The 14,614-nt window shown below is 70.3% G+C and carries 15 protein-coding genes; 10 read left to right on the top strand and 5 right to left on the bottom strand.

The genetic code is table 11. The annotated features are described in order from the left end of the window. The first annotated feature begins 1 nt into the window (after nt 1). The 3 genes from arsB (at nt 2) to ACIBVQ_RS33630 (ending at nt 3,445) form a co-directional block, all read left to right on the top strand. Complete coding sequence (gene arsB / locus ACIBVQ_RS33640; RefSeq protein ID WP_399182466.1) at nt 2–1,105, top strand: ACR3 family arsenite efflux transporter; 1,104 nt, start codon at nt 2–4, stop codon at nt 1,103–1,105. Beyond that, nucleotides 1,098–1,502 (top strand): arsenate reductase ArsC, encoded by a 405-nt coding sequence (locus ACIBVQ_RS33635; RefSeq protein ID WP_399182464.1) that lies wholly within the window; start codon nt 1,098–1,100, stop codon nt 1,500–1,502. Before arsB ends, ACIBVQ_RS33635 begins: the two co-directional genes overlap by 8 nt. Before the next feature lie 767 nt (nt 1,503–2,269). Continuing rightward, nucleotides 2,270–3,445: a low temperature requirement protein A gene (locus ACIBVQ_RS33630; RefSeq protein WP_399182462.1), complete on the top strand. Its 1,176-nt coding sequence runs from the start codon at nt 2,270–2,272 to the stop codon at nt 3,443–3,445. A gap of 10 nt (nt 3,446–3,455) precedes the next feature. Here ACIBVQ_RS33630 and ACIBVQ_RS33625 read toward each other — a convergent pair whose 3' ends face one another. The 3 genes from ACIBVQ_RS33625 to ACIBVQ_RS33615 all read right to left on the bottom strand — a co-directional run bounded on the left by ACIBVQ_RS33625 (nt 3,456) and on the right by ACIBVQ_RS33615 (nt 6,245). Then, nucleotides 3,456–4,547, bottom strand: coding sequence for a hypothetical protein (locus ACIBVQ_RS33625; RefSeq protein ID WP_399182460.1), 1,092 nt, complete (start codon nt 4,545–4,547; stop codon nt 3,456–3,458). Nucleotides 4,548–4,781: 234 nt separating this feature from the next. Beyond that, on the bottom strand, nt 4,782–5,222 hold the full coding sequence (locus ACIBVQ_RS33620; RefSeq protein WP_399182458.1) for a YybH family protein: 441 nt from the start codon (nt 5,220–5,222) through the stop codon (nt 4,782–4,784). 84 nt (nt 5,223–5,306) lie between these two features. Further along, entirely contained in the window at nt 5,307–6,245 is a 939-nt protein-coding gene (locus tag ACIBVQ_RS33615; protein WP_399182456.1) for a GlxA family transcriptional regulator, read from the bottom strand. A gap of 101 nt (nt 6,246–6,346) precedes the next feature. Here ACIBVQ_RS33615 and ACIBVQ_RS33610 point away from each other — a divergent pair, with 101 nt between their 5' ends. Further along, the gene (locus ACIBVQ_RS33610; RefSeq protein WP_352012314.1) at nt 6,347–6,988 is read left to right on the top strand and encodes an HD domain-containing protein; all 642 of its coding nucleotides are present in this window, start codon (nt 6,347–6,349) and stop codon (nt 6,986–6,988) included. Here the strand turns inward: ACIBVQ_RS33610 and ACIBVQ_RS33605 are convergent, their stop codons facing one another. Continuing rightward, nucleotides 6,989–7,729, bottom strand: a complete 741-nt coding sequence (locus ACIBVQ_RS33605) for a TetR/AcrR family transcriptional regulator (RefSeq protein ID WP_386195214.1) — start codon at nt 7,727–7,729, stop codon at nt 6,989–6,991. It abuts the gene before it with no gap. Between the two features lie 30 nt (nt 7,730–7,759). Here ACIBVQ_RS33605 and ACIBVQ_RS33600 point away from each other — a divergent pair, with 30 nt between their 5' ends. Continuing rightward, complete coding sequence (locus ACIBVQ_RS33600; RefSeq protein WP_399182453.1) at nt 7,760–8,971, top strand: FAD-dependent monooxygenase; 1,212 nt, start codon at nt 7,760–7,762, stop codon at nt 8,969–8,971. Nucleotides 8,972–8,986: 15 nt separating this feature from the next. On the opposite strand, the gene ACIBVQ_RS33595 is transcribed toward ACIBVQ_RS33600, so the two are convergent. Then, a complete protein-coding gene (locus ACIBVQ_RS33595) occupies nt 8,987–9,268 on the bottom strand; it encodes a hypothetical protein (protein ID WP_399182451.1) in 282 nt (93 codons plus the stop codon). A gap of 6 nt (nt 9,269–9,274) precedes the next feature. Between ACIBVQ_RS33595 and ACIBVQ_RS33590 the strand changes: the two genes are divergently transcribed. The 5 genes from ACIBVQ_RS33590 to ACIBVQ_RS33570 all read left to right on the top strand — a co-directional run bounded on the left by ACIBVQ_RS33590 (nt 9,275) and on the right by ACIBVQ_RS33570 (nt 14,600). Next, a complete protein-coding gene (locus ACIBVQ_RS33590; RefSeq protein WP_399182449.1) occupies nt 9,275–9,826 on the top strand; it encodes an Lrp/AsnC family transcriptional regulator in 552 nt (183 codons plus the stop codon). A 34-nt stretch (nt 9,827–9,860) separates the two neighbouring features. Continuing rightward, nucleotides 9,861–10,517 carry a HEAT repeat domain-containing protein gene (locus ACIBVQ_RS33585; protein WP_352012319.1) on the top strand — a complete coding sequence of 219 codons (657 nt, stop codon included), beginning with the start codon at nt 9,861–9,863 and terminating at the stop codon, nt 10,515–10,517. A 6-nt stretch (nt 10,518–10,523) separates the two neighbouring features. Continuing rightward, nucleotides 10,524–11,537 (top strand): HEAT repeat domain-containing protein, encoded by a 1,014-nt coding sequence (locus ACIBVQ_RS33580; RefSeq protein ID WP_399182447.1) that lies wholly within the window; start codon nt 10,524–10,526, stop codon nt 11,535–11,537. Between the two features lie 262 nt (nt 11,538–11,799). After that, the gene (locus ACIBVQ_RS33575; RefSeq protein WP_399182445.1) at nt 11,800–12,573 is read left to right on the top strand and encodes a hypothetical protein; all 774 of its coding nucleotides are present in this window, start codon (nt 11,800–11,802) and stop codon (nt 12,571–12,573) included. Nucleotides 12,574–12,788: 215 nt separating this feature from the next. Continuing rightward, a complete protein-coding gene (locus tag ACIBVQ_RS33570; protein ID WP_399182442.1) occupies nt 12,789–14,600 on the top strand; it encodes a cellulose binding domain-containing protein in 1,812 nt (603 codons plus the stop codon). Nucleotides 14,601–14,614 lie beyond the last annotated feature (14 nt).

Raw genomic sequence — 14,614 nt, 5'->3', positions numbered from 1 at the left:
CATGTCATCACCTTCCACCCGCCCTCCGGCCGCCGCCCCGGCCGTGCTCAAGGGGCTGTCCACACTGGATCGCTTCCTGCCGGTGTGGATCGGCGTCGCGATGGCCGCCGGGCTGCTGCTCGGCCGGGCCGTACCAGGCCTGAACACGGCGCTGGAGACGGTGAAGGTCGGCGGGATCTCGCTGCCGATCGCTCTGGGCCTGCTGCTGATGATGTACCCGGTGCTGGCCAAGGTCCGCTACGACCGGCTGGGCACCGTCACCGGCGACCGCCGCCTGCTCCTGTCCTCCCTGCTGCTGAACTGGGTCGTCGGCCCGGCGCTGATGTTCGCCCTGGCCTGGACGCTCCTGCCCGACCTGCCCGCCTACCGCACCGGGCTGATCATCGTCGGCCTGGCCCGCTGCATCGCCATGGTGCTCATCTGGAACGACCTGGCCTGCGGCGACCGGGAGGCCGCCGCCGTCCTGGTCGCGATCAACTCCATCTTCCAGGTGGTCGCCTTCGCCGCACTGGGCTGGTTCTACCTGCAGATCCTGCCCGCCTGGCTGGGCCTGGGCGAAGGCACCGCACTGCAGGTGTCGGCGTGGGACATCGCGCAAAGCGTCCTGATCTTCCTGGGCATCCCCCTGGCCGCCGGATACGCCTCCCGCAAACTCGGCGAAAGAAGCAAGGGCCGCGACTGGTACGAGGAGCGGTTCCTGCCCAAGGTCGGACCCGTCGCCCTGTACGGCCTGCTGTTCACCATCGTCATCCTGTTCGCCCTCCAGGGACACACCATCGGCGAACGGCCCGGCGACGTGGCCCGGATCGCACTGCCGCTGCTGGTCTACTTCGCCGTGATGTGGGGCGGTTCGTTCCTGTTCGGGCGGGCGATCGGCCTGCCGTACGACCGCACCGCGACGTTGGCGTTCACCGCGGCGGGCAACAACTTCGAACTGGCCATCGCGGTGGCCATCGGCGTGTTCGGCGTCACCTCGGGCCAGGCCCTGGCCGGGGTGGTCGGCCCGCTCATCGAGGTGCCCGTCCTGGTCGCCCTGGTCTACGTCAGCCTGTGGGGCCGACGCCTGTTCACCACCACCGCCTCGAAGGGGCCGGCCCATGTCTGACACGCCCAGCGTCCTGTTCGTCTGCGTCCACAACGCCGGCCGCTCCCAGATGGCCGCCGGCTGGCTGACCCACCTGGCAGGAGACCGCGTCGAGGTCCGCTCCGCCGGTTCGGCCCCGGCCGAGACCATCAACCCGGTCGCGGTGGCCGCGATGGCCGAGGCCGGTATCGACATCACCGACCAGAAGCCGAAGATCCTCACCCCCGAGGCGGTCCAGGCCTCGGACGTGGTCGTCACCATGGGCTGCGGCGACGCCTGCCCGTTCTTCCCCGGCAAGCGGTACGAGGACTGGAAGCTGGAGGACCCTGCCGGTCAAGGCATCGAGGCCGTCCGGGCTATCCGCGACGAGATCCGCAGCCGGATCGAGAAACTCATCGCCGAGTTGGACGCCGCTTAACCGACTCCCCTCCCGCGTAAAGGGAAGTCCGGAGTCCTCCCGGCCTGAACGACACCGCCTCCATCGGTCGTGCAAACCACGTCGAAAGGTTCTCGCGGCCGGTGGAGCGCGGCGTCTAGGGAAGCTCGCGGACGATGTCGTTGACGGCGTCACGGGCGGCCTGGGCGGCGTTGTTCTCCATGTACCGCAAGACGGTCACCTCGAGATGGGGGCGAGCGCTGGAGACGATCTGCCCGGTCAGTTCCTTGGCCGCCTCCCTGGGGGTCCCGGTAGCAATGAAGAAATTTCCAACGAAGTACCTTCTGACCTGCGCTAACGAAGGCGCCGCAGAAGCCGGGGTTTCGGCCGTGGATAGTCGTGCCCGGCGTGGGGCCGGATTGGCTCCCGCAGCGCTTCCACTGCGCTGACCTGGTCAGACGGAATCCCAAGAACCGGATGGAACAAAGGTTCTGTCTGGTCTTCGGCAGGTCCGTTGGATTTTCCGTGATTACTACTGGAACCCCCTTCAGGGAGCGGAGGAGTCACAGATCTGTCGCTGTTCGGCTGAGCGGGTGGCCGACCGCCGTGCCCCGCCGTTTGGGCCGTTGACCGGCTCGGACGCGCTTCTTCGCGGCCGGTGACGCCGACCCGGGCGCCGGGCCTGGAAAGCCGTCGTTCGTGAGAGAGCCACGTCGACGTCCGCCCGGTGTCGTGACCCGCTGTGACGATCATCTGGCTTATCGTGAAGGCATGCCGAGTCGGGCCGTGACCCTGTCAGGCGTCCCGGCGTGAGCGCGACGTCGGACGCCGGGCTGCGCCGTGCCGTGTCCCCGCTGGAGCTGTTCTTCGACCTGGCCTTCGTCTTCGCCCTCAGGCAACTCGCGGAGCATCTGCACGCCGAGCTGTCCTGGCGTGGCGCCGCCGAGACGGCGGTGATGCTGGTCGCGGTCCTCAGCACCTGGGTCCTCACCAGCTTCGACGCCACCTTCCTGGACATCACGCGGCCCCGGACCCAGGGGCTGGTGCTGGCGGTGATGGGCCTGGGCCTGTTCATGAACGCCCAGATCCCGCACGCGTTCGCGGCCCGCCCGTGGGCGTTCACGGTGCCTCTGGTGGCGATCCTGCTCCTGACCGGCGCGACGGCCGCCCTGACCACCTCGGTGGCCGTCCTGCGCAGCCACTACCACCGGGTGCTGGTGTGGGCCGCGGTCTCGATTCCGCTGTGGCTGGCCGGGGCCGCGGCCGATCCCGGATCCCGGCTGGTCTGGTGGGCCGGTGCCGCCGCGGTCGACCTGGCCGGGACGTGGCTGAGGCACCCGCTGCCCGGCAGGGTCTTCCCGTCCCGGCACTTCGTGTTCGACGCCGAGCACATGGTGGAACGGATCCGGCTGTTCCTCATCCTGCAGCTCGGTGAGACGGTGCTGACCATCGGGTCGGCGATCTCCGACGCCCCGGTCGACGTGCCGACGACGGCCGCCGCCTTCGGGGTGTTCGTCGCGCTGGTGTGCCTGTGGGCCACGTACTTCCTCGGCGGCGAGAAGATCGTGACACGGCAGATCGCGATCACAGCCGACCCGATGCGATCGATCCACCGCGCGGTGAACGGCCTGTACGGCACGCTGACAGGCCTGGTGATCGGCGCGGTCGGCTCCGAGCTGGTGATCGGCCACGCCACCGGCCCCGGCAACGCCCAGGTGGGCCTGCTCCTGTGTGGTGGCCCGATCCTGTACCTGGTCGCGCAGGCGTGGTGGTACTACGTCACCACGGGACGGGCGTGGGTCGCACGGCTTCTCGCGTGCGGCGCCTGCGCCGCGGTCGGGTTCGCGGCGCGGTGGCTGCCGCCGCTGGTCTCGGTGCTGATCCTGGACGTCGTCCTCGTGGTGCTGGTCGTCGTGCTGACCCGGGTGCACCGCCAGGTGGTCGAGGCGCTGGACGCCGGAGGCGGAGACCGGCGGCGCGGTTGACGTGCGCTCGTCAGGCCTTTCCCGTGATGGTTTCGAGCCCGTCGTCCCAGCGCCAGCGTACGTGGCGGCCGCTCAGGTGGACGCCGCCGATCCAGCGGTCGAGGCCGTTGAGCGCGACATGGTCGGCCTCGCCCGCGAGTACCCGTGCTCCGGTTTCGGTCAGGCGCAGGCGGGTGGTGTGGCCGACCCGGCGGCCCCCTCGCTCGGCGTCGAGCAGCGGAACCGGAGCACGGACCATCCGGTCGATCATCGCGAAGTACCAGATGTCTCCGAGGTACGGGCGTGTTTCCCGCGCCGCCGCGCGGATGAACACGGTTCCTGCGTCGGGCGCGCCGTCGGCGGCCGCGGCGAGTACCCGTCGTTCGGCCAGCGACAGCCCGTCGCGGGTGGCCGGGTACTCCCTGCTGAGCCGGTCGAACGCCTCGCCGAGAAAGCGCAGCTCAGCCGAGTGGCTCGCGGCGACGGCGCCGAGGCCGTCGGGGGTCGGCGCCCGGAAGGCGTCCCAGGCGTGGGTGGCGAGCCGCAGCGCGTCCGGGGTCAGCCGGGCGCACGCCCTCGTCGCGGGCAGCTCGCGCAGCTGTTCCACGGTCAGCTGGCCGAGGCCGCCGAAGCGGGCGATGCCGGGATGCTCGCCGATGCAGATCAAGGTGATGCGCCGTGCGGGAACACCCAGGTCGGCGAGGCGGGCGAGGATCTGGATGATCTGCAGCTGGTCGTACAGGTCCGCCTCGAACCACAGCACGTACTCGCCGTCCCGGTTGTCCTCCAGGACGCGGTCGCGTTCGGCGAACATCGCCGCGGCCTCACCCCGTTCGTCCGCGCCCGCCTCGGCGAGGAAACCGGCCCTGACACGGCGGAGCTCCCCGGCCCCCACCGCGGGCACCGGGCCGTCGTGCAGGACGTCACGCCAGAACAGCACGCGCCGGGCGAGCCCGGTTTCCGGCAGGGCCGTGCCGTCGCCGTTGCTGACATGCAACGCCGTGGCCATCCGGTCGTCGGCCGGCCGTTCGGCGAGGAGCCTGCCACGGGCGGCGGCGTACGACTCGCCGGTCTTGGTCATCCGGGCGCGCACGCGTCGTTTGAAGTCGGGCTGCTTCGTCATGGTCGTCTCCCACGCGGCCAACCGTGGATCCCCCAGCGACCGGTACGGCGGGCACGCGATCGGCAACGAAGCTCCGGCCGAGAGGTGGGCCTCCCTTTGCCTCCGTGGGTGACCCGGCTGGGGCGGGTCGCCGGAGGTTCGGCGCGGACGGTCGCCGTCCCGCCAAGGTATCCCATCTCCCCGTGAGAGTCGCGAACCGGCCGGGCCACCTCAGACCGAGTCTCCCGTCTGCCGTCAGGGTTCCAGGTCGATCACCCCTCTGCCGGTCGCGATGTCGAACGGCACGGAGGCCTGGTCGTGCACGATCAGCCAGTCGCCGTCGATCTTCTGGAAGCAGAAGGTGCCCCTGACCCATATGCCGCTCGTCGCGGTCCCGTTCCTCGACGTGCCGCTGAGCCGGCCGAAGCCGTACCCGAACGCCACGTCGTCACCCACGACGAGTCTCAGGTCGCGCACCTCGTAGGTCACGTCCGCGAAGAACGCGAACACGTTCGCCCAGTTCCTGAGTTTCGCCTCCGCTCCGACGTGCCGCAGCGGAGGTTCCACGTCGAAGGACACGACGTCCGCCGCGTAGAGACGTTCCAGGCCCTCAAGGTCCTTGGCCTGGATCGCCTCGACCAGCCTGCCGAGGTGCCTCCGGAGAACGGTCTCGTCTGTTTCGCGTCGCGTGGTCATCGCCGCCCGCCCCTTTTCTTCCGGTGTGGATTTCCTGTCCCTCACCGTTACGACGGCGTGGCCGCTTCGAATGTCAGGTCGATGTCAGGTCGTGGTGCCGAAACGTCTGCGGTACTCGGTGGGCGTGGTGCCCAGGTGGCGGGCGAAGGTGCGGCGCAGGGTCTCGTCGCTGCCGAGACCGCTGTGCCGTGCCGCCGAGGTGATGCTGTGCCCGTCGAGGAGGAGCTGCTGGGCGCGGTCGAGACGGACACGTTCGACCCAGCGGGCCGGAGTCGTGTCCAGCTCCGCCTGGAACAGCCGGGTCAGGTGCCGGGTGCTGACCGACGCGGAGGCGGCCATGGCGGGCAGGCTGTGGTCGGCCGCCGGGTCGGCGAGTACGGAGGCGGTCAGTGAACGCAGCAGGTCGCCGCGTGCCGGTGGGGTCGCCAGCGCCGTGGAGAACTGTGACTGGCCGCCCGGGCGCTGCATGAACACGACCAGTTCACGGGCGATGTCCCGGGCCGCGCCCGCTCCGTGGTCGTGTTCCACCAGCGCGAGGGCCAGGTCGATGCCCGCGCTGATCCCCGCGGAGGTGACGTAACGGCCGTCCCGGATGTGCAGGGCGTCCGGTTCGACGCGCACGAGGGGGTGGCGGCGGGCGAGAGCCCGCGCGTGCCTCCAGTGGGTGGTCGCCCTCCGGCCGTCGAGCAGGCCGAGCGCCGCCAGGACGAAGGCGCCGCTGCAGACCGAGGCGACCCGTGCCGCCCGGTCGGCGAGGTCGGCGACCGTCGTCAGCAGTTCGTCCTCGGGGCTCCGCTCCGCGAGGTGGTCGGCTCCGGCGACCACGACCGTGTCGACAGGCCCGGCGTCGGCCGCCGTCGTCGTCGCGGCCAGCGCCGGTCCGGAGGCCGTCCGGACGTCGCCGCCGTGGGGGGAGACCAGGACCGAGGTGTACCGGCCCGCCTGGTGCAGCACCTCCAGGGGGCCGCTGACGTCGAGCAGGGTCACGCCGTCGAACACCACAAAGGCCACTCGATGCGTCATGTCGGAATCTGTGGTTCACATGGCCGTATGGACATGGTGTCAGGGTATGGCACCGGGTGAATCTGGAGGAGTCAACCGATCGAGGGTGAGGAGAGGCAGTCATGACGGGTGAATCGATCGCGGGTGTACGGATCCCGGACAGCGCCCTGGCGCGTGAGGCGACCGAACTGGTGCGTGAGGCCGCCTCCCCGCTGCTGTTCGACCACTCCCGGCGGGTGTTCCTGTTCGGGGCACTACGCGGCCGGGAGCAGGGGCTGGACTTCGATCCGGAGCTGCTGTACGTGGGGGCCATGTTCCACGACCTGGGGCTGACCGAGCGCTTCCGCCGTACCGACCAGCGTTTCGAGATCGACGGCGCCGACGAGGCCCGCCGCTTCCTGAACGCCCACGGTGTCACCGGAGAGCCTGCCGACCGGGTCTGGACGGGGATCGCCCTGCACACCACCCCGGAGATCCCGCTGCACATGGCGCCCGAGGTCGCCCTGATCACCCGTGGCGTGGAGCTGGACGTTCTGGGCATCGGCTATCACGCGGTCTCCGACGAGCAGCGCGAGGCCGTGGTCGCGGCCCACCCCCGGCCCGACTTCAAGAACCGGATTCTCGCCGCCTTCACCGAGGGCGTCAAGGACCGCCCGGAGACAACCTTCGGCAACGTCAAGGCCGACGTACTGGCCCACTACGTTCCCGGCTTCCGGCGCGGTGACTTCGTCGAGGTCATCAAGGACTCCGACTGGCCCGAGTAGTCATCCGCCCGTGGCGCGGATCAGCGCGGCCACGCCGTCCAGGATCCGGGCGAGCCCGAACCGGTAGTCCAGCCGCCGCTCGTCCGCCGGGGTCTCCGCGGGGTAGTCGTAGGCGCCCGCGTCGACGGCGGCGCGCAGCGCGGGGAAGCGCCGCCCGTCGACCAGGCCGCCGAGCAGGTCGCTGTAGGCGGCGATCGACTCGCCCGAGGCGGCCTGCCCCAGGTCGGCGCTCAGCCGCGCCACGGTGTGCATGTGGCTGGCGACCAGCAGGGCGACCCCCACCTTGTCGGCCTCACTCAGCCCGGTGTCCTTCAACGCCCCCAGGGCACGGTCGGTCCACGCAAGCTGGTTGGGGGTGATCGGTGGCCCGGTGATCGGCAGGCGCACGATCCAGGGGTGGGTGTGCAGCATCTCCCACTGCGCGCGGCACCAGCGCTCCAGGCCGGGGCGCCAGCCGCCACAGGGTTCGTCCAGTTCGGCGGGCAGCGCCGCGACCTGGTCGAGCATCAGCAGCAGCAGCTCGTTCTTGCTCCTGACGTACCGGTAGATCGACATCGTGGTGAAGCCGAGCCGTTCGGCGACCCGCGCCATCGACACGGCGTCGAGGCCGTCGGCGTCGGCCAGCTCCACCGCCGCCTGGACGACGCGGGACAGGGTCAGCCGGCTTCTCCGCTCCGGTTCGGGCTCGTCGAACCGGGCCCACAGCGCGCTGAGACCCGCGGGCAGCTCTTCTTCCGTCACCCACGAAGTGTATGACATAGATTTATGTGTATGACATACACTTCACTGATCGTGGGCGGCGGCATCGCGGGCACACTGAGCGCGATCGCTCTCCGCAAGGCGGGCATCGAGCCGGTCGTCTACGAGGCCTACGAGCACGGCGCCGACAACGTGGGCGCATTCCTGACACTCGCGGTGAACGCGCTCGCCGCGTTACGCACCCTCGGCGTGGATGTCGGCGGGATCGGCTTCGAGACGCCGAGGATGACCCTCACCAGCGGCTCCGGCAGGAAACTCGGTGAGCTCCGGTACGGCGAGCCCCTGCCGGACGGCACCGTCAGCAGGACCGTCAAGCGAGCCGACCTCTACCGCCTGCTCCGCGAGCACGCCGTACGGCAGGGCGTGCGGATCGAGTACGGCAGGCGGCTCGTGGACGCCCACGGCGGGGGAGGCGGGGTGCTGGCGAGGTTCGCCGACGGCAGCACGGCCGAAGGAGACCTGCTGATCGGCGCGGACGGCCTGTGGTCGCGTACCCGCAAGATCATCGACCCGGCCGCCCCCGGCGTCCGCTACTCCGGGCTGCTCAACACCGGTGGCTACACGCGCGGCGTCCGGACCGGCGCCGAGCCGGGGGTGATGAGCGCGATCTTCGGCAGGCACTGCTTCTTCGTGCACCTCACCCATCCGAGCGGGGAGGTCTGGTGGGCGGCGAACCCGGCCAGGAAGGCCGAGCCGACCCGCGCCGAGCTGGACGCGATCGACCCACAGGAGTGGCGGGCCCACCTGGTCGAGTTGTTCCGGCGCGACGCCGGTCCCGCCGCCGACCTCGTCGCGGCCTCCGACGAGATCTTCCCCGCCTGGAAGACCTACGACGTCCCCTCCGTGCCCCGGTGGCACCGCGACCGGATGATCGTCATCGGGGACGCCGCCCACGCCACCGCCCCCTCGATCGGGCAGGGCGCTGCCATGGCCATCGAGGACACCGTCGTCCTGGCCAAGTGCCTGCGCGACAGCCCCGGCGTCACCACCGCCTTCACCGCCTACGAACGGCTCCGGCGCGAGCGCGTGGAACGGGTCGTCGACCAGGGCAACCGCACCGGAGGCTGGAAGGGGCTCGGGCCCCTGGCGCGCATACCGCGTGACCTCGTCATGGCCGCGGGGATGAGATTCATGGCCCGCAGGGGCGCGGATCCGAGTCGCTGGATCTACGACTACCGCATCGACTGGGACGAACCGGTGACCGGCCTGTTTCGTAGTGCGTGACGGCACCGGGGGCGGTCACCGGTTCGGCGTGTCCGCCCGCAGGACGGTCCGGGGCAGGCCGGACCTCTCGATCAGGCCCTCCATGTCGGTGTGCAGCCTGAAGATGGGGTTGTCCTGCTCCTCGGGCCGGCCGTCCACGCCGATCGACGACAGATAGACCAACCGCCGGGCGTGCCCGCCGATCGCCTCCAGCACCGCGGGCGCGCCCTGGGTCGTGAAGGGCCAGATCAGGAAGACCGTCCCGACCCCGGTCAGCGCCTCGTCCAGCCCGCCGGGCGCGTCGAGGCTCCCGGGCACGACGCGGTGACCGGCTCCGGCCTTCCCCACTGCGACGCCGACGACCTTCGCCTGCTGAACGTCCTGGCCTACGACGGCCGTACCGGACTGACCGAGCTCGCGGCGGCCACCGGCTGGTCACCGTCGACCGTCCGGCGGCGGATGGACGACCTCCAGGCCCAGGGGGCGCTCCACTTCTACACCGAGTTCGACGTCGCCTACCTCGGCTATCGCGCGGGGACGCGACTGTGGGCCTCGGTCCCGCCCGCCGAGCTGACCGCCGCCGGAGAGGCTCTGGCCTCCCATCCCGAGGTGGTCTTCGCCGCCGCCACCACCGGGCCGACCAACCTGGCCGCCACGGTGATCTGCACCGACGCCCACGACACCTTCCGGTACCTCACCCAGCGCCTGGCGGCCCTGCCCGCCATCACCCATGTGGAGACGACCCCGATCATCCAGACCCGCAACGCCTCGGCCGTCTCCTGCGGCCCACCCTCGACGGCTGAGGCCTGCGCCGGCGACCGGTTCCTACGGCCGGGCGAACGGGATTCCGGATCCCGCTTGACCTTCACACGGTGACAAGGTCTTCACTGCTGCCGAGGAGGTGGTCCCGATGACCATTCAGGAACAGGACGCGGTTCTTCGAGGACTGGAGGACGGCCGCGAGTCCGTACGGCTGCGGGCCGCGATGGCGATCGGCACGACCCCCGACCCGCTGTTCGTCGGCAGGCTCGTCGAGCGATGCGCGATCGAGCCCGAATTCTACGTGCGCGATATGCTGACCTGGGCACTTACCCGCCACCCGGCATCGGTGACGATCCCGGCGCTGCTCAAGGAACTCCGCTCCGAGCGCGCGCAGGCACGGAGCCAGGCGCTGCACACGCTGTCCAAGATCGGCGATCGGCGGACATGGCCGGCGATCACCCAGGCGCTGCTGACCGACTCCGACGACGAGGTGGCGCGAAGCGCCTGGCGGGCAGCGGTCATACTCGTGCCCGAAGGGGAGGAGGCCGGGTTGGCCGCGGTACTGGCGACACAGCTCGGGCGCGGCGGACGCCAGACGCAGCTGAGCCTCAGCCGGGCGCTGGTCGCGCTCGGTGAGGCGATCGTGCCGGCCCTGCGCGCAGCGGCGACGGACCCCAGGCCGCGCGTGCGCGCGCACGCGATCGCCACGGAACGGCTGTTGAACGACCCGGAAACCGGATTCGAGTTCGCGATCGAGGAGGCCAAGCGCGTCGTAGCCCTCGGCCCGACCGGCAGGGAGGAGTGACAGGCGGTGTTGATCGGTGATGTGGCACGACGGTCGGGGGTCAGCGCCCGCATGCTCAGGCACTACGACTCGCTCGGCCTGGTACGGCCGACGGGCCGTAGCGGCGCCGGCTACCGGGAGTACTCAAGCGAGGACGTCCGCCGGATCTTCCACATCGAGAGTCTTCGCTCTCTGGGCTTGTCGTTGCGTGACGTCGGGCGCGCGCTCGACGATCCCGACTTCACGCCCTCGGATCTCGTCGACGACCTCATCCGCCAGACGCGGGAACGCATCGCGGCCGAGACCGAGCTGCTCACGCGACTGCGTCAGATCGACGCCGTGGAGCCCGCGGACTGGGAGGAGGTCCTCCAGGTCGTCGCGCTCCTGCAGGCGCTGGGCTCGAAGAGCGCGGGCAGGCGACAGCGCGCGGCCCTGTCCTCGGTGTCCTCGGTCGAGGAGGTCGCGGTGCCGGTCGAGGCACTGGTCGAGGCGGCGCTGAGCGAAAAGGACCCCCACGTCGCCGGAGCCCTCCGCTGGGCTCTGGCGCAGTCGGGCGACGACGTTCTGGCGCTGCTGGCGGAGGGCCTCGGCTCGCCGGTGGCGGAGGTGCGCGAACGTGCCGTCCAGTCCGTCGCCGAGATCCAGAACGACAAGGCGACCACGCTGTTGAGAGAGGCTCTCACCAGCCCCGACGGCGTGGTCCGCAGGCACGCGGCGCTGGCGCTCGGGGCACGTGGGGTGGCCGCCGCGATCCCCGCGCTCATCGACGTCGTCGTCGAGGGGACGAACGACGTCGACGCGGCCGACGCCCTGGGGGCGCTGGCGAGCCGTCCCGCCCTGGCGGACCGGATCGCCACCGGGCTCGTCGATCGCCTCGCCCACGGCGCCGCCGGACCGTCCGTACGCCTGCGGCTGGCCCAGGCGCTCGCGGACGTCCCGGGAACCACGGCGTCGAAAGCCCTCACGGATCTGTCGCACGACGAGGACCGCGCCGTCGCGCTCACCGCGACATACATCCTCGGCATACGCGACGCCCGATGACGGTCCGTCCCCAGGGCTGTACGCGTATCGTCCGAGACTCCGGCCGGCCCGGCCCAGTCTAGAATGACGGGTTCGGTCTATATGGTCGCGGCATGAGTTCCCCCTCCTCGAATGTCTTAGGCCCGTGGTCGGAACAACTGACCGGTGCCTTTGAGATCCTGCTCGGTCGTCCGTTGGCGGGTTTCGACGCAACGCCGTCTACGCGACGTTCTTCGGCGGCGACCTCGTCAACGAGCTCGGCTTCACGCGGGACTCCATCTGGATGAGCCCGGCCGTCCTCCGCGGTGCTGAGCCGGTTGTCTGGGACTGCCCGGTCTTCGACCTGGAGGAGCCGCTGCTGGAGTTCGACGCAAGCCGGTCGGTTTTCGAGTTCGACGAGGCGGGGCTTCCGCCGGAGTTCGAGACGGACCTCGCGGCGGCGTGTTTCTCCGGCCGTCTCGTCCTGGGTGGTGACCTGGCTCCTGTGTTGGCGCGACACGGCCTCTCCGCGTCCGATCTGCGCGGCACCTGGACCGTCTGCTACCCGCGGCTGGTCTCGGACGACACACTCTTTGACACGATGCGGGTCGCCACCGCGCTCGGCACGGGCCCTGAAAGCCTCCTTCCCCTTGAGGCGGAGGCGGCCGAGGAGTGGCGGGAGGCGCTGGCCGACCGCACGTCGCCCGAGTTGTTCGCCCACTTGAGCTTCTTCTGCACCGAGGGCGAGGAGGGGCTGATGTACCTGCGAACCGAACGGTCGGGCGGTGACCTGCTCGCCGCCTACACCGAAGAACTGGTCGGCGAGGACGACCCCACCGCCCTGGCGGCGGCCCGCGAGGCGCTCAACCTCGCCACCTCACCTCACCTCGCCTGCGGGCGGCGGCCATCCAGGTCCTTATCCGCGGCCATCGCGGCCTGCCCGAACGCGACGACCTCTGCCGCGAACCGGTGGCGATCGGCACCGAACACGACCTGCCCGTCTATCGCGTCACCGGGCCGCCGAGGCCCCGGTAGCAATGAGGAAATTCCCAACGAAGTACAGCCTGACCTGCGCTAACGAAGGTTTCGCAAGCCGGGTTTCGGCTTCCGCCGCCTGACGTGCGGTCTCCAGCGGACGCGACCCGTTTCCGCCGTATTCCGGCGGCACCTCAAGACGAGCATGACTCGGTGGACACACGGGCGACGCCGGACATTCAACAATTGCCTTGCTCGCCGGGTTTCAAGATCAGTTAGTGTCCACGGAGGCAAGATCCCTCCGGAAGGAAAAACCCTTTGCCTCTCGCATGGAAGCGCAGACTGACCCTGGCCTGCGCCGCACTCACCCTGCCCCTGACAGCGACGGCGATTCCCGCCCAAGCGGAGGCGGCGGGTCTGGCACCACTCCTCGTAGCCGGCCCGACGGCCGTCGGAGGAGACCACTACATCGTGGTCGTCAAGGAGTCGGCGACCCTGTCCGGGGAGTTACGCGCGTCGCTGGAGCGTGACGCGGTCGTCGAAGGCGGCCAGATCACCCACCGCTACGCCAAGGCCATCGCCGGTTTCGCCGCCGTCCTGCCCGACGACGCCCTCGACGCGGTCCGTGCCAACCCGGCCGTGGCCTACGTCGAGCCCGACTCGGCGATCAGTGGCCAGACGGTCCAGCCCAACCCGCCGAGTTGGGGTATCGACCGCGTCGAGCAGCACAACCTGCCGCTGGACAACAGCTTCACCTACACCACGACCGGTGCGGGCAGCACGGCGTTCATCGTGGACAGCGGCATCCGTACCACGCACACCGAGTTCGGCGGGCGGGCGTCCTTCGGCGCCAACTTCGTCGAGGACGGCAGGACCGACGACTGCCACGGTCACGGCACGCACGTGGCGGGCACGGTCGGCGGCGCCACCTACGGCATGGCCAAGGCGGTCAACCTGGTGGCCGTGCGCGTGCTCAACTGCGCCAACAGCGGCCTGACCAGCGACCTGGTGGCGGCCATGGACTGGGTCGCGCTCAACCACCCGGCGCGCTCGGTGGCCAACTTCAGCCTCCAGGGCTACGGCACGGCCGCCAACGACGCCGCCGAGGGTCTGATCGACTCTGGCGTCCAGACCGTGTTCATCGCCAACAACTACAACACTGACGCCTGCACCAACGCGCCGCGCTCGCCGCGCGGAATCGTGGTCGGGGCGACGGACATCACCGACCAGAAGGCGACGTTCTCCTCCTACGGCACCTGCGTGGACGTGTTCGCGCCCGGTGTCTCCATCACCTCCTCGGTCAACACCGACGACAACGCCTCGGGCTCCTGGTCCGGCACGTCCATGGCCGCCCCGCACGTGACCGGCTGGGTCGCCCGCTACCTCCAGGACAACCCGACGGCGACGATGGCCGACACCAAGGCCGCGCTCATCAGCAGTTCCACCAAGAACGTGCTGACCAACATCGGCGACGGCTCGCCCAACCGGCTGCTGTACGCCGAGCCCGGTACCACCCCGGTGGAGGATGTCCCGCCGAGCACGCCGGGGACCCCGGTGGCGAGCAACCTGACCTCCCGCACGGTCACGCTCACCTGGACCGCCTCCACCGACAACGTCGGTGTCATCGGCTACGACCTGTTCACCGGCTCGGGCCAGCCCGTCGGCACCTACCCCAGCGCCAGCGCGGCGCTCACCGGCCTCAGCCCGAACACCACCTACACCTACTACGTACGGGCCCGTGACGACGCGGGCAACGTCTCGGACCCGTCCGGCACGGTCAGCCTGACCACCCCGGCCGATCCGGGCGTCGGCGCATGCAAGGTGACCTACAACCTGGCCTCGGAGTGGTCCAACGGCTTCAACGCCGACATCACCTACACCAACACCAGCCTGAACACGGTCACCGGCTGGACCATCGCCTGGTCCTTCTCGGCCGGCCAGCACGTGAACAGCGGCTGGAACGCCGTCTGGGGCCAGAACGGCGCCAACGTGACGGCCGACAACCTGACCTGGAACAAGACCGTGGCTCCCGGCGAGTCCGTCTCGGTTGGGATCAGTGGCAGTCATACCGGCACCAACCCGGCGCCGACCGCCTTCACCGTGAACGGCTCGGCCTGCACGGTGGGCTGACGGCACGGCAGTGA

The sequence above is a fragment of the Streptosporangium sp. NPDC049376 genome, assembly GCF_044466505.1.
GTDB lineage: Bacteria > Actinomycetota > Actinomycetes > Streptosporangiales > Streptosporangiaceae > Streptosporangium.
This window is presented reverse-complemented; position numbering and strand designations above follow the sequence as displayed.